Below are 15517 nucleotides of genomic sequence, written 5' to 3'. Positions count from 1 at the left end.
GATGGGTTATAGGCACGTATGCCAACAAGCTGCTTTAGGTAAGGAGAACAGTATGATTGTGGTAACAGGCGGTGCCGGTTTTATCGGGGCCAACATAGTTAAAGCATTGAACGCCCGCGGTCGAAACGATGTGATGGTCGTTGACGATCTACGCGATGGTACCAAATTCGTCAATTTAGCCGACTGCACGCTGGCTGATTATCTCGATAAAGATGATTTCCTCGCCAGGGTAAAAGCTGCCCTGCGCGGTGAAAGCGTCGAGCTACCTAAAATCGATGCTATTTTCCATGAAGGCGCCTGCTCGGATACTACCGAATGGGATGGCCACTACATGATGGAGAATAACTTCGAGTACTCCAAAGTGCTGCTTAATTACTGCGAGCAGCAGAGTATTCCTTTTTTATACGCCTCGTCAGCCGCCACCTATGGCGGCAGCGAGGTATTTAAAGAGGTACCCGAATGCGAAAAGCCGCTTAACGTTTACGGCTATTCCAAGCTGCTGTTTGATCAGCACGTGCGTTCGCGCTGGAGCGAGTTAACCACTCAAGTAGTGGGCTTTCGTTACTTTAATGTCTATGGCCCCCGTGAACAGCACAAGGGCAAAATGGCCAGTGTGGCCTATCACAACCACTTGCAAATTCGTAATGGTGAAACGCTCAAGCTGTTTGGCGGCTATGACGGCTACGAGGCAGGCATGCAGAGTCGTGACTTTGTTTATGTGGGCGATGTAGTCGATGTGAATCTTTGGTTTTTGGATCATCCTGACAAGTCAGGAATCTTCAATCTTGGCACTGGTCGGGCTGAACCTTTTAAAGCCATTGGCGAGGCGGTTATCGACTTTTACGGTAAAGGTGAGATCGACTACATTGCCTTCCCCGAAGAACTCAAAGGACGCTATCAGAGCTATACCCGAGCTGACATTGGTCAGCTACGTGAGAGCGGCTGCGATGTTGAGTTTAAAACCGTTGCTCAAGGGGTGAAGGCCTACTTGGGGTGGTTAAATGGCTAATTCAGCTCAGCGCTTGCTGGTGATTGGCCCTTCGTGGGTCGGTGACATGGTCATGGCACAAAGCCTGTTTATGACCTTAAAAGCCCGCCAGCCAGGCGCGACGATAGGGGTGGTTGCACCAAAGTGGTCACAGCCTATTTTAGAGCGTATGCCCGAAGTGGATGAAGTGCTGCCGCTGGCAGTGGGGCACGGTGAATTTGGCTTGGCCAGCCGCCGTGAACTGGCCAACCGTTTGCGTGGCCGTTTTGACCGAGCCATTGTCTTGCCACGCTCTTGGAAGGCAGCGCTGGTGCCCTTTATGGCGCGCATTCCTGAACGCATAGGCTTTTTAGGCGAACACCGCTATGGGCTTCTCAAGGAGCGCCGCAAACTCGATAAACAGGTGCTGGATCAAACGGTAAAGCGCTTTGTATCGCTCGGCCTGCCTCTGGAAGAAGCGGCTAGCGGCGCCTTTGCGCTGCCCAAACCGAGACTGCAGATTGACCGTGATAACTTGGTCAATTTGCGGCTAACTCACTCGCTTTCTTCGCGCACGGCGATTGGTATGATGCCGGGCGCTGAATACGGTCCCGCCAAACAGTGGCCGGTCAGCTACTTTCACAGCTTAGCCAAACGGCTGGTGGAAGAGGGTTTTGAAGTACGCGTACTCGGGGGGGCAAAGGATCACCCGGCGGGCGAGGAGATCACACAGGGGCTTTCCCATGCCCATAACCTGTGTGGTAAGACGCAGCTGGCTGATGCGGTCGATCTGTTGGCGGATTGCCGGCAGGTAGTCACCAACGACTCGGGGTTAATGCATGTGGCTGCAGCGGTAGGTGTTCGTGTCCATGCGCTGTATGGCTCCTCATCGCCCGCATACACGCCGCCGCTGACTGATAACGCCGTCATTCACTACCTAGCGCTCTCTTGCTCTCCTTGCTTTCAGCGTACCTGCCCATTGGGGCATACCAATTGCTTGAATCTGCTCAGCGTTGAGCAAGTCTACCAACAGATTCACGCGGCTCATCAGTGGGAGAGCGTGATCGTTAATGGATGAGCTCGACTTCGTCTGCCGCGTCAGCAGGCGTCTCTAGGGTTTGCTCTTGAGTAACTTCTTGAGAAGGCTCGTCGGACTCACGCCGCTGAGGGGAAATGCCCTCCCAAAGGCGGTGCTGAAGCGCCGTCTCTTCCCGTAAACGCTCATTAAGCACTTCGATACCGTGGGCCTCTACCAGCGTACGATTATTACTGAAAAGCGAAGTGCCCAATCCAGCGCGGTCGCGCTCTAAACTAAAGCCCAGCGCATCGAGTATCGTGGGGAAAACATCCAGCATGGTAGCGTCTCGGCGAATACGCTGTGGCTCGATATCGTTGCCGAGCATTATCAGCGTGTTGTCGCGGTCTAGCGCGGTCAATTGATCCCACACAGAAACGCGCATCGTCAGATGGTCGCTCAGTATGACCACCAAGGTATTATCGAGAAGACCCTCAGAATCCAACCGTTCAACCAAATCTTGAGCCAGCCAAGTCGCGCATTCCACCGAATAAAGAATATCCTGGCCGTCAAACTCTCCTTGACGTTCCACGCACGACTGGGAGGGATAACCATTAGGCGCATGACCCGCCAGATTGAGGCTAATTACACCCCAGGGGCCGCTATTCTGGCTATCTAAATGCCGGATCTCATCGGCGGTGATGTCATACAGCGTGTCGTCATACAGGCCCCAGCTATTTACATACTCAGGATTCTCTAGCAGGGGCTCTAAATCTTCACGTCCTTTCACCGTATCGAATTGGTGGCCGCGATAGAATAGTCCTTTACCCGCGAATTGTGTGCTAGCACCGCCTAGATAGCTTAGTTGGTAGCCCTGTGCAGCAAGAATGTCGCCGAGACAATCGACCCCGGGAACAACCTTGGAAAGAGGCTCGAACTGGCTGTCGTGAAGGAGTCCAGCAGGCATCAATGGCACGCCGCACTGGCTGGCAATCATGCCCGCCATTGTCCAGCCCGTATTATCCATCTGGCGCACGCCCTCAAAAACGGCACCTCGTTCCCCTAGGGCGTTGAGACTGGCGTAGGCGTCCCCAAATATGTCATTAGAGTAGGTACGCTCTATGCTTTCCAAATACAGAATGAGTAAGTTAGGGGCGTCCCTAAGTTCCTCGGCAGGGGGCGGCTTGTAGCGTCGATCCAGCCAGGCGCCGTCATCAGTGACAATGGCCGCGCTGCGTTGGCTTATGCCATAAAGTAGCGGGTTGCTAGCCAATAATATAATAGCGAAAAAGCGCTCGGCTAACCGCCAGCGCTGGTCGTGGCGTGATAGCCACGTCACGGCCGCCAGTACGCCAATCATTATTAACGTATAGAGCACCGCGGAAATCATTTTGCCTGCGCCACCATGCTTGGCTATGCCTGCCTGGAGGTGAAAAAACACCGCACCCAAATCGACAATGCCAAAGCTGTCCGCCAAGTAAACGTACACACCCCAAAGACTTAACGGTACAAGCGACCAGGGCCACATTTTACGATAGCGAGCATTGGCAGGCTGGCCCCAGCGCAGCTTAAGCCCCACACCAATCCATGCGGCCGCTACTAAAAATAGCGTCCACCAGGGCAGACGGGTCATTACCGTGACCGTGTAACCCAGGCTGAGGCCAATTAGTGTCAATGCAATGGTGGCTAGCCTAGCGGTATCCCATGCAATGAAAGAGCGATAACGTATGATGACATTTACCTAATATAAACAGTGAAAAAGGGGACACTACAGAAAATTGATAGCTCTGATGATAACGGCTACTACGGGAGAAGTTGATGGGTGCGCTCGAAATATTTCTGCATAACCAAAAGACCCATCAAGCGTTCTTTATCAGTATTCATAAATTGAGCGAAGTAGCGGTTAGCATTACCGATAATTTTTTTCGCCGCCGCGGGGTTTTCAAGGTAATAGGTGACTTTCTCCTCAAGGTCTGAGTAATCATCTTTGAGCTGCACATAGTGATAGTCAGGTAACAAAGTGCCTTCCATAAACCATGTTTCAAAGCGCGGTTGTCGCATAAAACAGAGTGAATTAGAGGCCATTATCCATTTGAGATTCGTTGCAACATCTTTGCCTTCGATACTGAGTACGAATTTATATTTCAGTTGCTCCAGTACCGACATAAATTGGCTATGCCAGGGCTGACCTTGCGCATTTTTGTGAATATCGCCCACATTACATAGCGGGTGATCATAAAAGTCTCGAATGAATTGTCGCCGATGTTCTTGATGACAAGAACCACGCCATACCACAAGGTCAAGCTTGTCATCATAGCGGTGAGGATCTTTCACCGTGTAGTAATGACGAACACGGTTTAACTTAAGTAAAACTGAGTTTTGATTGTGGTCATTAATGGGCCGGCTTTTCACTAAGGTAGGTGCATCCGGCACGGTGGTTACATCACCAAAGCGATGGCAGAAGCGTAGTTCAGGCGGAAAATAGCGCAGCACACTGAGCAAATCCAAGTAATAAGTGCCGCTTTTCTCGCGTTTGAAACTAGATAAACTTATAGCCTCCTTAGGCAGTTCAACGTTGTTTTCCAGTTGATTACAGTAGTTAACTCGGAGAAGTAACTGCTGCTGCTCCTCTTTTGACAATTGCTTTAATGAGCGAAGTAAATTTAATCTTTGCCGTTGCAGAAACGTACTGGGAATTAGGCGGTGAACGGTATGTTGCGCATAAAAGCCTAGTTTATGAAGATTTTTATGCGCTTTTGCAGAAGCTGCAAGCATAATCATTAACTCACTATTGTTTGATAGAGGTGCCAGTACGCTGCAGTCATTGACTGAGGGCTATAATGATCTAAACGTTCAGTGGCTCCTTGGGCCAATCGTTGCCGAAGAGCGGGATCCTGCCTTAATCGCATAATGTCGTTAGCCAGTGCATCGGCGTCGCCGGACGGTATCAGCAACCCCGTTTGTTCGTGCTTGACGATATCGGGTATGCCGCCAACCTTGGTAGCAATGACAGGAACGCCTAGCTGCATGACATCCAGCAGCACAGATCCCAGGCCTTCATTGCGTGAAGGAAATGCAAACACATCCAGGCCAGCGAGATAGTCGGCAATATTGCTTTTAAATCCCAGCCAGGAAACATTGCTAAGTGACGAGGATTCTGCTTTTAGCGTTTCTGCATCTTCACCGTCACCTAGAAAAATAAACTGTATATCAGGCGCTTGATGCTCAAGCTTCTGCGCAGCCTGCAATAGCACTCGCTGACCTTTATGACGGTCAACCATGGCGCCTGCATGGCCGACCAAAAATTTATCGGCAAAATCATTGCGAAAACTTTTGGTCGCCTCAGGCGAGGGCGTTAAGCGCGCATAGGCACTGGGTATCAAGGTAACGTCGCCACACTGATTGTCTTCCAGCAGACGCTTTATGACGTGGGAGAGGGCAACCCTGGCGGATGCTTGAGAGTAACACTGCTGATTAAACCACTTACGTTTGACGGGCGAGTCGACACGGCGTGTAATTAAATAGGGCGTGCCTTTTAAACGGTAGTGTAAGTAAGCCCAATGAACGCCTTTTGCATCGTGGGCATGTACCAGCTGTGTCCCGCCGAGATCAAAATGCCCCGCTAACTGGTGATTGGCTGCTTGAAAGTTGAGTCGCGCTACACTCTGCAGGTGCTGGCGCATGGGCGAGTCTCGACGGCAAACCAGCGTTTGTGCAATATCGTTTGGTGCATGCTCTGCTAACGTTTTAATTAATAACTCAGTTTGACGCTCTCCACCGCGAAAACCACGCGCCAAATTTACATGAGTAATATGCATCAATCACCAAACCTTATTAAAGTCTTCCGCTTCAAGCACTTTGGGATCGCGTTGATATTCGAGTAGCTTGGCATACTTCAAGTAGCTATTGAGACCTGCGCTGATCGCAACGGTCATGCCGTCTACTCCGCCCATGAAGCCTCGCTGGAATATGTATTTGCGTACAAAGGCATTCAGGCCATGCGCAAACGGTGAAAAGGAGTTGGCCCGCTTCCCCTTTTGAAACATGATTTTGGCCGCACGACCGCTGAAGTTTCGCCCTGGCTTGGCAAATAACTGACCTAAGTTAGCAAAGGAGTAATGCACTATATCTGCGTTAAGTCGCTTGGGGTTGGCAGCCCCTATGCTGGCATGCTGTTTTACATCAGCAAAGCGAGCATGGTGCCGGTTGTAGAGCCGAATACAGTAATCGGGATACCAGCCACAGACTCTAATCCAGCGTGAGCCAATCATATTGCGGCGACGAAAGGCAAAGGCGTCATGCTCGGTTGCAGCTAGGTCTAGTTGTCCAATCGCTTCGACCATCTCTGGCGTTAGGCGTTCATCGGCGTCTAAGCTGAGCACCCAGTCGTACTTTACGTGCGCTAGCGCGATATTTTTTTGAACGCCGTCACCTAAATAGGCTTGTTGAACCACCTTGGCACCTAACTCACGCGCGATAGCGGTGGTGCGGTCTTGGCTGCCTGAATCCACCACAACGATGTCTTCACATACTTGGCGAGCGGAAGCAATACAGTCCGCAATATTGGCTTCTTCGTTAAAGGTAATAATATTAGCCGATATCATGAAGCAGGCATCTCTTGCAAAAAGGCAGTCGTAATGTGCGCTGGAGAAAAACGTTCCAGCCAACGTTCATCAATAGCATAGCCGTCAGCATCAAGAATGGCATCGACACGGGCTGCTAACGCCTCCGGTGTCATTTCACACAGATAAGCTTCCAGCTCACCGGCCATAATATCACGTACCCCGCCTGGGCAATCGACCGAGACAATCGGCGTTTGGCAGGCCAGTGCTTCAAGTAATACGATGCCAAGACCTTCGTGGGCAGAGCTCAAGATGAATAGGCGTGCATGATGCATCCAAGGATAAGGGTTTAGTTGGCGACCGGTAAACGTAACCCGTGCCGCAATACCCAGCTCAACGGCTAGCGCTTCCAGTTCTTTGCGCAGTGGCCCCTCGCCGACAATCACCAGTGGAAGCGTTGTGCGCATCTTGGCATACGCCCGCAGTAGAAGGTGATGGTTTTTCTGCGGTACCAAGCGGGCTACATTGAGTAAATATGGAGAATTGGGTCGCTCCGGGAAGTCTTCGCACATAGCCTTTCGAATAGCCCCTAAAGGGCATGGATTGGTGATGGTTCTCAGCGAGGACGGCTTGACTTGTAGCGTCTGCATGGCAGTGGCGATTTGCTTTTCGACGCCGTGGGATACGGTTACTAAGTGTTTGTTATGAAACAGACAGCGTGCTTTTAGTCGCTCTAGCCAAGGGGCATGACTTCCGGTAGTTTTGACGATATTTTCCAGAACATAACAGGCGCGGGGGTCTTGGAAGGACCATACCGTTTCAAAGGTACCAATGCCGCGGAAAATAATTCGATCAAAAGCGCCATATTGGCGCTCAAGGCGACGTACTTCGCGACGAAAAAGTTTTCCACCCCACCAGCCTGATAATAAAAAATAGCTTTTCCTTAACACGCTATTGAGCAGGCGTGCTACCACCTCAATAATGCCACCCACACCCGATGTCCACATGGCACGAGACAGTGCGAAATGGTGAACTTTGACTCGCTTATTGCTTGGTTCTAACTGAGGGGGGCGCGGCTTAAAGTACATCAAATGGCTCTCATGGCCGTGTTCCGCAAAGGCGTCAGCAAGGTTTACCGCAACCCGTTCCATGCCACCTATTTTTAACGTACGCACGACAATCAATACCTTCATGTGGGCGAGTCCTTTTGGTGGGGCGGAAGTTGCATCACAGGACTGCACTGCAACCGCTGGCGACGCCGCCGATTCTTAAACCACGCCAGCATTTGCTTCAGACGTCGTTGCAGGGAAGGTCGAGTAGCTTGTACAGATGGCTGCCACGGTGTTAACGAAAGATAGTGCCGATACAAATAGGCAAGTGGGTGGCGGCTGTCGGCGTGCCATGGTTTACGTGCGCCAATAAAATGTATGATCGCGGGTTCACGGATAGCGTGTTCAAGTTCCTTCTGCCAATCAGCATAGTGAGCTGCTTTTTTTTCTACGGCCGGATAAGCGTACGGCTGCATATTCCAGCGCATGGGTAGTCGATACCAGTCTTGGAAAATGAGATTTAATGCGTCCTGATCGGGATAACTTAAGGTGTAATCGTGCTGCTTTAATATTTGCTCTACTTGATCTAGCACATTGCGAGCTTTCCATCCTTCTAGATCCACCAGAAGGACGCCGGAATTAAAATAGTGTTGATAACCAAGGCCCATTCTACTCTGCTCGGTTCCTTGTAGATTAGCCACACTAGCGATGGGAGCGCCCTGTATGTCGAATGCCAACAAATTGGCGATATCGTCTAGCACTACAAGGTCACAGTCTAAATAAATAACTTTCTGGCAGCTTGGTGGCAGCCAGTTGTGCATGCCTAGACGCAGCATGGCGGCGGGCCCAAAACGGCCCAATGTTAACTCGGGCCAGCGACTATTCTCAGCTTCAATGATCGTTAGCTCAGCAGGCAGTGTCGTAAACCAGTTGTGCAGCTTTTGATGAGTATTTGCAGATAGTTTGTATCCTAATATATAGAAATGCAGCGCCTCAGGTGTCTCGCTGTGACAAACGGTTGACGCTATCACGGCAGCGGCTTTATCTATATAAGCCTCATCGGAGCACAGGACAATATCAATCATTTGCGATCCTTTCCTGATATAACAGAGGGTGTTGAACTGTTAGTGCGCAATGTGGGTTTCCATATATGGACGAGGCCGCCCGCCATAACAACATTAAACAGAAATACACCTGTCCAAAATATCAAATATGATTCAAAAAGATTAATTACACTCCAAAAGCATAAAAAAGCATAGAAAAATAGCAGTACATCACCCGGCATGTCGCCACGCTTCCAAGCAAACCATGCGTTTGCTATAAACCACCCTAGTAGATAAAAGTAAGCAGCTAGACCTAACAAGCCATACTGTAGTGTGATTTCAAGATAGAGGTTATGTAGATGACCAAAATTTAAAGCTTGATAGTGTGCTTGATTATATTGGATGTTATCAAATAGATAATCAATGCCTTGCTCACCCCAGCCTAGCAAGGGGCGTTGGGCAATCATATCGATCGCGGCGCGCCAACTATATAGTCGCTCTCCTACACTAGAGCGTACTTCACTGGTTGATAGGGGAACAGAACTCCAGTCACCTCTCAGTAGTGCCTGAATGGTATCCAATTCTGCAGTAGCTCTTTCAATGACTAAAGAGCTATTGGTAATAATAAGAATCGCCAGGCATGCTGATAAAATAAAAAATATGAGTAGATATTTTTTTGAAAAACTTTTCCGATGCTCAATAAAGATTAAGAAAAGTGCCGTTAATAGGCCTGCTATCACACCTAGCCAAGTGGCGCGAGTTTGTGAAATGATAACGCCGGCTATAATGATAATAAAAGCGAGTACCCATAAACTTAGTTTGCCATAGTGTTGTAGAGGAGCCCTTAACAGCCGTGGTAAAAAAATAAGCAATCCAAGCAGTACTGTGCCGAAAAACATCGCTGAATGCTGAACGTTACGAATACCAAACCCAATGCGTTCGCCGAGAAAACCACGCTGAAAATCAGCGAGGCCATCGCCAGCGATCCATGGCGCCAATACGACAGCTGCGCTAGCAATACTCCAGAAAAGTAGCGTGTTCTGTGTGCTGCCAGCAAGCCACCATGCAAATATAATAAATACAAACAGTCGGGCAATGTGATCCAGTTTAGGGTAGTCACCTGCCAGATCAGGAAGTGCCAGTGTTAAAAAAAACCAATGACATACTGCTAATAGTAAGGCCCACCAAAACATATGAAAAACAGGGTGTTTCCATACTGGTGCGGCATAAATTTTAATGCTAATTAAACCAGAGAGAGATAGTACTAATTTATTGAAGTCGCTAAAATCATCAAAGTGAGGCTTTGAAAAAACATAAAACAACGTAGTTAATACGCCTATCGCTATTAAGGGTAGGGGCGTTTTTCCAAAATAATGTGTTTCCCATAAGCTTGAAGGGATCTTTCTTAACATATACTCAGTTTCTCAGTTGTTTGCTGCATCTATGAAAAATTAATGTTCATTGGTGAACTGACCGGTATTTTAAAAGCTGTTTTAACAAGTCGCGATAAAAATTTAACTACAGTAACCTTGTCGAATGCTGCCCATTAATCCTGAACTGTGGGAGATGGCAGAAAACTTTCTTAGCGAGCGCTCTAAGCGAGCTAAATTCTTTTCCTGCCACTTTCCCGCCGCACGGAGGCGGCAGCGATCAAGGTCAATCAACCAAGGTGTGCCACTGGGGTCGATCAAAATATTGCGGGCGTTCAGGTCAACATGATCAAGCCCCGCTTGATGAAAGCGGTAAATCATAGCACCTACACGCTTTAACAACGCTTCATCCGCCAGATCGTTGACGAGTAGCTCAGCGAATGCTTTGGCGCCAGCAATGCGCACGGTGATCAACGCGGCTTCATAAGTAAGCCCATAGCGCGTTACACCACTAGCGACGGGGCGGGGCACCGGTAGTCCTTGCTCAAAAAGCGTGGCAGTTAAGCGCAGTTCACGAAATGCCCGGGTGCGCTCAGCGCCAGTCCATAGGTAGCGCTTTTCACTGAGTTTGGCCGCCATGCCCCCCCGGCGATAGGGCCTTAATACCCACTGCTCGGTCGGCGTTGCCTGTAAAAACAGACTACTGCCCCGGCCAGGCGCTTCGCCCACAATTAATCCGCGCTCACGCCAGTAATCGCGAGTGAATAAGTCTGGATCAATTTGGTGTGTTCCCGGTGCGTCACATAAACTGTCTACATCATGTAAAATCAGCCAATTTCTCTGCCGGAGTGCCGCTAAGCGCATGAAGCCCTCTCTGCCTGTTCAGCCTAACCACATTGCCATTTTGCGCCTCTCCGCCCTAGGAGATGTGTGCAATCTCGTGCCCACGGTGCGGGCGTTGCAGCGCCAGTGGCCCGATGCGCGCATTACCTGGATTATCGGTAAGGGGGAGCACAGTCTACTGGCGGGGCTTTCCGGGGTCGAGTTCGTTGTTTACGACAAGTCGACAGGTATTGCCGGAATGCGCGCGTTATGGCGGCAGCTTGCCGATACGCGCTTCGATGTGTTGCTACATATGCAGCAGGCTATTCGGGCCAGCGTGCTGTCGCTTGGGCTGAAGGCCGACGTACGTGTGGGCTATGACAAGGCGCGTGCCAAAGATGCTCAGCACTGGTTCACCCAGCATCAGCTTGCGCCGCACCCTAATGCCCATGTGCTGGAGTCCTTTATGGACTTCGCCCGGGTGCTCGGGGTAGAGGATGACCGCTTAGCGTGGGATTTACCTGTGCCCGATACGGCACGTAATGAGGCTCAGGTGATCAGCGGTGAGACCCCTTACCTCGTTATTAACCCGTGTAGCAACGTACGCCTGCGTAATTTTCGCAACTGGTCGGTAGAGGGTTACGCGAGCGTGATTGAACATGCTTGGGTGCAGCACGGTCTTAAAAGCGTATTGACCGGTGGCGGCAGTGCTCTGGAGCGTGAAATAGGCGAGCAAATTGAAGCGCTCTGTCAGCCAGCCAGTGTCATTAACGCCATCGGCGGCACCTCATTGAAAGGGGTTTTAGCGCTGATCGATCAAGCCCAAGCGGTGATAGCGCCGGATACCGGCCCTATCCATATGGCCAATGCCATGGGAACGCCGGCATTGGGTCTTTATGCATCGACCAATCCCCAGCGCGCCGCGCCCTATTTGTGGCGTGATTTTGCGGTCAACGCTTACCCTGACGCGGTACGTACTTATCTGCATAAGTCGGTAAACGAGGTGAGCTGGGGCCAACGGGTGCGGCACCCAAGCGCCATGATGCTGATTAAAGCAGACGACGTTATCGCTAAACTGGATACATTGCTGGCGCATACCGCTTTGACTGCCAGCGCAGGGAGCATCGATGAAGATTGATTTAACCGCGTTAGAACATGCCCGTGTACTGGTGGTCGGCGATGTCATGCTTGACCGCTATTGGCATGGAGGTACCTCGCGGATTTCCCCCGAAGCGCCTGTGCCAGTAGTTCGGGTAGAAGATGTTGAAGACCGTCCAGGCGGAGCGGCTAATGTGGCGCTGAACATTACCTCCCTGGGCGGCCACGCGGTGCTGGCGGGCGTGATCGGAGACGATGACAACGCGCAGATTCTACAAGCCAGTTTGACTGCCTCGGGTGTGAGTACTTACTTTCAACGTAGCGCTGAGATACCCACGATTACCAAGCTGCGTGTGATGAGTCGTAACCAGCAGTTGCTGCGCCTGGATTTCGAGCAGCGCTTGGACAGTGTCGATACCAGTGAGCTGGTGACTCAGGTAGAAAAGGTGCTCCCCGACTGCGACGTAGTGATCCTTTCCGACTACGGCAAAGGCACACTGAACCAAGTGGAGAACCTGATAGCCAACGCAAGAGCTCAGGGCAAGCGCGTGCTAATCGATCCGAAAGGGCAGGATTTCAGCAAATACCGTGGGGCAAGTTTAATCACTCCCAATCTGACCGAATTTGAAGCCGTGGTGGGTCATTGTGCGTCCGATGCCGAGTTATCCCGACGGGGTGAAGCGCTACGTGCTGAGTTGGAGCTGGAAGCGTTGCTGATTACTCGCAGCGAAAAAGGCATGACGCTGATTCGTGAAGGGCATGCGCCGCTACACCTACCCACCCGCGCTCAGGAAGTTTTCGATGTAACAGGGGCAGGCGATACCGTTATTGGCTTAATGGGGCTAGCGCTAGCGGCAGGCCACGCCTTTCCCGAAGCAATGATGCTGGCTAATTTGGGGGCAGGGTTGGTAGTGGCCAAACCGGGCACGGCCACGCTCTCTATCGCCGAGCTCTACACTGCCTTACACGGCGATAAGCTGGCCGAGTTTGGGGTGATTGAACCGAATGTATTGATCGAGGCGGTGCGTGCTGCCCAGCTACGCGGTGAGCGGGTGGTCATGACCAACGGCTGCTTTGATATTTTGCATGCGGGCCACGTCGCCTACCTGGAGCAGGCTAAACGTCTGGGTGACCGTTTAATCGTCGCGGTTAACGACGACGCCTCTATTGGTCGCCTGAAAGGGCCCAAACGTCCGATTAATCCGCTTAACCGGCGGATGCAGGTGTTGGCGGGGTTAGGGGCTGTCGATTGGGTTGTGCCGTTCAGTGACGACACCCCTCAGGCGCTGATCGAAGCGGTGCTACCCGATATCTTGGTCAAAGGTGGCGATTATCGTCCAGAAGATATCGCCGGGGGCGCGGCCGTTATCGCTAATGGTGGTGAGGTTAAAGTACTGGGCTTTGAAGATGGCGTTTCGACCTCGGCGATGATTAGTTCGATTCTAGATCGTGAACGCTAAGAAACCTCTGATGTCTTCACCTGCCTGGCCTCGGCTTGCCTACTCAGCGGCACTGTATGCGCTCTCACCGCTGATTGGCTGGCGCATATGGCGTGAGCAAGTACCCACTTACTCACGCCTTCAGCGGCTGGGTTTACGCCTCGAACCGCTGCCTTCCGCGCCACGTATTTGGCTGCACTGTGCCTCGGTGGGAGAAGTACGCGCCGCTCGACCGTTGATTGAGGGGCTACTAGCGCGTTATTCAACGCATAGCCTGCTGCTCACTACCATGACTGCGACAGGTGCTCAGCAGTCTCAAGCGCTTATTAGCGAGCAAACCCCAAGCGATCAAGCAAGGCTTACCCATCGCTTCCTACCGTTGGATTTTCCCGGTGCTGCCAGACGCTTTGTACGCAGCGTTCAGCCCGAACTTGCGATCCTGTTTGAAACCGAGCTGTGGCCCAACCTGATCCACGCCTGTCGCCAGCAGGGTGTGCCGGTGGCAGTGGTGAATGGTCGCCTATCGCCCCGCGCCTTTAAGCGCTACCAACGCCTGCGCCCGCTAATGGCCAGCACGCTCGCCAATATTAGCTGGCTAGCCGCAAAATCACCGGCAGATGCCGAACGCTTTAATGCCCTTGGCTGCGGCACGGATATTACACGCATCGTTGGTTCGCTGAAATTTGAAATAGCTTGCCAAGATAAGGTGTCTGAAGAGAGTGAGCGCTTACTTCAAGAATGGGGAGAGCGTCCGGTTTGGGTAGCGGGCTCCACCCGAGACGGCGAAGAAGCACTTGTGCTTCAAGCCCATCGTCAGCTACTTAGGCGCTATCCGAACGCGTTGCTGGTGCTGGTGCCTCGTCACCCCCAGCGCTTTGATGAGGTGGCTAAACTTTGCCAAACAGAAAGCTGGACACTAAGCCGCCGCAGCCTACAGCAGCCTGCCACAAAGCAAACTCAGGTTTACCTGGGGGATACGCTCGGTGAACTGGCCGCTCTTTATGCAGCAGGTCGTGTGGCCTTTGTGGGGGGCAGCCTAGTGCCGTTGGGCGGGCACAATGTGCTTGAACCAGCGGCGCTCGGTAGGCCGGTGCTTAGCGGTTTCTCAATTGAGAACTTCGCCGATGTTGCTGAACCGCTTCAAGCGGCAGGTGCGCTAACGCTGGTCGATAGCTCGGATGCCCTGGCAGATGCCTTGGCGGACTACTTTGCTAACCCTGAGCGCGCCCAACAGGCTGGGCGCGCTGGCCGCGCGGTGATTGAGACGCAAAAAGGCGCACTTGATCGCACCCTGACAGGATTGGCGTCGTTACTGTCTCGTTAGCCAGTGCCTGTATCGAAGAATCTTTATTTAAGCGCTATGCGCTCCACGCCATCTTCTTTGCCCAGCAGCAGAACATCGGCGCCGCGGGCGGCAAACAAGCCATTGGTCACCACACCGACGATAGCGTTGATACGCGCCTCCATGGCTACCGGGTCTTCGATCATAAATTCAAAGCAGTCGATGATTTGGTTGCCATTATCGGTGACTACCCCCTGGCGATAAACCGGCTCGGCACCAAGCGCTACCAGCTCGCGGGCGACATAGGAGCGAGCCATGGGGATGACTTCTACCGGCAGCGGAAAATGACCTAACTGAGGCACGTACTTTGAGCCATCAGCAATGCAGATAAAGCGTTCGGCACAGGCAGCCACGATTTTCTCTCGGGTAAGCGCAGCACCGCCGCCTTTAATCATATGTAAGTTAGCATTTACTTCGTCCGCACCGTCGATGTAAAAAGGAACTGTGCCAACGCTATTGAGCTCAAAAACTTCAATGCCCAGTTTCTCAAGGCGCTCGGCACTTGCCTTAGAGCTCGCCACCGCGCCTTTAAAATGATGGCGCAGGGGCCCCAGGCGATCAATAAACAGGTTAGCCGTGGAGCCGGTGCCAATGCCTAAGATGGTATCCTTTTCCAACTGAGATTTAATTTCTGCAATGGCGGCGTCCGCCACGGCGGCCTTTAATTCATCCTGGTTCATAGCTTGGTTCATAAATAGCCTTGTGAGTCAGAGGAGAGTTAGAGAAAAGAGGTAGTGGCGTTAGTATAACGGCCTAAACGTTGCCTGCCGATGGAAACGCGGCTAGACGCCGCTATACGTAATCTGCTAC

At 51.7% G+C, this 15517-nt stretch carries 14 protein-coding genes; 5 read left to right on the top strand and 9 right to left on the bottom strand.

The features are described 5' to 3' along the window. Positions 1-52: 52 nt before the first annotated feature. Both rfaD and waaF read left to right on the top strand, forming a co-directional pair. Positions 53-1009 (top strand): ADP-glyceromanno-heptose 6-epimerase, encoded by a 957-nt coding sequence (gene rfaD, locus ACW17M_RS00180; protein ID WP_039857862.1) that lies wholly within the window; start codon positions 53-55, stop codon positions 1007-1009. Then, positions 1002-2045, top strand: a complete 1044-nt coding sequence (waaF, locus tag ACW17M_RS00175) for a lipopolysaccharide heptosyltransferase II (protein WP_009286366.1) — start codon at positions 1002-1004, stop codon at positions 2043-2045. The genes rfaD and waaF overlap by 8 nt, the downstream gene beginning before the upstream one ends. On the opposite strand, the gene ACW17M_RS00170 is transcribed toward waaF, so the two are convergent. From ACW17M_RS00170 to ACW17M_RS00135, 8 genes are all read right to left on the bottom strand, one after another. Then, positions 2035-3615 (bottom strand): sulfatase-like hydrolase/transferase, encoded by a 1581-nt coding sequence (locus ACW17M_RS00170; protein ID WP_101148389.1) that lies wholly within the window; start codon positions 3613-3615, stop codon positions 2035-2037. The two genes, waaF and ACW17M_RS00170, sit on opposite strands and share 11 nt — an antisense overlap. Before the next feature lie 170 nt (positions 3616-3785). Beyond that, positions 3786-4763, bottom strand: coding sequence for a glycosyl transferase family 90 (locus tag ACW17M_RS00165; RefSeq protein ID WP_052475486.1), 978 nt, complete (start codon positions 4761-4763; stop codon positions 3786-3788). Next, positions 4763-5800 (bottom strand): glycosyltransferase family 4 protein, encoded by a 1038-nt coding sequence (locus tag ACW17M_RS00160; RefSeq protein WP_041157465.1) that lies wholly within the window; start codon positions 5798-5800, stop codon positions 4763-4765. The genes ACW17M_RS00165 and ACW17M_RS00160 overlap by 1 nt, the downstream gene beginning before the upstream one ends. 3 nt (positions 5801-5803) lie before the next feature. After that, entirely contained in the window at positions 5804-6586 is a 783-nt protein-coding gene (locus ACW17M_RS00155; RefSeq protein WP_022521019.1) for a glycosyltransferase family 2 protein, read from the bottom strand. Next, positions 6583-7737: a glycosyltransferase gene (locus tag ACW17M_RS00150; RefSeq protein WP_414127314.1), complete on the bottom strand. Its 1155-nt coding sequence runs from the start codon at positions 7735-7737 to the stop codon at positions 6583-6585. Before ACW17M_RS00150 ends, ACW17M_RS00155 begins: the two co-directional genes overlap by 4 nt. Beyond that, complete coding sequence (locus ACW17M_RS00145; protein ID WP_041157467.1) at positions 7734-8678, bottom strand: glycosyltransferase family 8 protein; 945 nt, start codon at positions 8676-8678, stop codon at positions 7734-7736. The genes ACW17M_RS00150 and ACW17M_RS00145 overlap by 4 nt, the downstream gene beginning before the upstream one ends. After that, positions 8675-10048 (bottom strand): O-antigen ligase family protein, encoded by a 1374-nt coding sequence (locus ACW17M_RS00140; protein ID WP_084625225.1) that lies wholly within the window; start codon positions 10046-10048, stop codon positions 8675-8677. The genes ACW17M_RS00145 and ACW17M_RS00140 overlap by 4 nt, the downstream gene beginning before the upstream one ends. 102 nt (positions 10049-10150) lie before the next feature. Continuing rightward, a complete protein-coding gene (locus ACW17M_RS00135) occupies positions 10151-10870 on the bottom strand; it encodes a 3-deoxy-D-manno-octulosonic acid kinase (protein WP_041157469.1) in 720 nt (239 codons plus the stop codon). Between ACW17M_RS00135 and ACW17M_RS00130 the strand changes: the two genes are divergently transcribed. From ACW17M_RS00130 to waaA, 3 genes are read left to right on the top strand one after another with little or no spacing between them, the layout of a single operon-like run. Next, positions 10869-11966, top strand: coding sequence for a glycosyltransferase family 9 protein (locus ACW17M_RS00130; RefSeq protein ID WP_041157470.1), 1098 nt, complete (start codon positions 10869-10871; stop codon positions 11964-11966). The two genes, ACW17M_RS00135 and ACW17M_RS00130, sit on opposite strands and share 2 nt — an antisense overlap. Further along, the gene (gene hldE, locus ACW17M_RS00125) at positions 11956-13386 is read left to right on the top strand and encodes a bifunctional D-glycero-beta-D-manno-heptose-7-phosphate kinase/D-glycero-beta-D-manno-heptose 1-phosphate adenylyltransferase HldE (RefSeq protein WP_027958481.1); all 1431 of its coding nucleotides are present in this window, start codon (positions 11956-11958) and stop codon (positions 13384-13386) included. The genes ACW17M_RS00130 and hldE overlap by 11 nt, the downstream gene beginning before the upstream one ends. 10 nt (positions 13387-13396) lie before the next feature. Then, the gene (gene waaA / locus ACW17M_RS00120; RefSeq protein WP_027958480.1) at positions 13397-14689 is read left to right on the top strand and encodes a lipid IV(A) 3-deoxy-D-manno-octulosonic acid transferase; all 1293 of its coding nucleotides are present in this window, start codon (positions 13397-13399) and stop codon (positions 14687-14689) included. Between the two features lie 23 nt (positions 14690-14712). On the opposite strand, the gene rpiA is transcribed toward waaA, so the two are convergent. Then, positions 14713-15387 carry a ribose-5-phosphate isomerase RpiA gene (gene rpiA / locus ACW17M_RS00115; RefSeq protein ID WP_027958479.1) on the bottom strand — a complete coding sequence of 225 codons (675 nt, stop codon included), beginning with the start codon at positions 15385-15387 and terminating at the stop codon, positions 14713-14715. Between the last annotated feature and the right edge of the window lie 130 nt (positions 15388-15517).

Source organism: Vreelandella sp. 2A-K22 (assembly GCF_054065485.1).
Note: the sequence above shows the minus strand (reverse complement) of the source record. Positions and strands in the feature narration are given on the sequence as shown.

Coding starts and splice junctions, on each gene's coding strand:
- hldE (WP_027958481.1), top strand. CDS start 11,956: ATGAAGATTGATTTAACCGCGTTAGAACATGCCCGTGTACTGGTGGTC.
- ACW17M_RS00155 (WP_022521019.1), bottom strand. CDS start 6,586: ATGATATCGGCTAATATTATTACCTTTAACGAAGAAGCCAATATTGCG.
- ACW17M_RS00135 (WP_041157469.1), bottom strand. CDS start 10,870: ATGCGCTTAGCGGCACTCCGGCAGAGAAATTGGCTGATTTTACATGAT.
- ACW17M_RS00150 (WP_414127314.1), bottom strand. CDS start 7,737: ATGAAGGTATTGATTGTCGTGCGTACGTTAAAAATAGGTGGCATGGAA.
- waaA (WP_027958480.1), top strand. CDS start 13,397: ATGTCTTCACCTGCCTGGCCTCGGCTTGCCTACTCAGCGGCACTGTAT.
- ACW17M_RS00170 (WP_101148389.1), bottom strand. CDS start 3,615: ATGACCCGTCTGCCCTGGTGGACGCTATTTTTAGTAGCGGCCGCATGG.
- ACW17M_RS00130 (WP_041157470.1), top strand. CDS start 10,869: ATGAAGCCCTCTCTGCCTGTTCAGCCTAACCACATTGCCATTTTGCGC.
- rfaD (WP_039857862.1), top strand. CDS start 53: ATGATTGTGGTAACAGGCGGTGCCGGTTTTATCGGGGCCAACATAGTT.
- rpiA (WP_027958479.1), bottom strand. CDS start 15,387: ATGAACCAGGATGAATTAAAGGCCGCCGTGGCGGACGCCGCCATTGCA.
- ACW17M_RS00145 (WP_041157467.1), bottom strand. CDS start 8,678: ATGATTGATATTGTCCTGTGCTCCGATGAGGCTTATATAGATAAAGCC.
- ACW17M_RS00160 (WP_041157465.1), bottom strand. CDS start 5,800: ATGCATATTACTCATGTAAATTTGGCGCGTGGTTTTCGCGGTGGAGAG.
- waaF (WP_009286366.1), top strand. CDS start 1,002: ATGGCTAATTCAGCTCAGCGCTTGCTGGTGATTGGCCCTTCGTGGGTC.
- ACW17M_RS00165 (WP_052475486.1), bottom strand. CDS start 4,763: ATGATTATGCTTGCAGCTTCTGCAAAAGCGCATAAAAATCTTCATAAA.
- ACW17M_RS00140 (WP_084625225.1), bottom strand. CDS start 10,048: ATGTTAAGAAAGATCCCTTCAAGCTTATGGGAAACACATTATTTTGGA.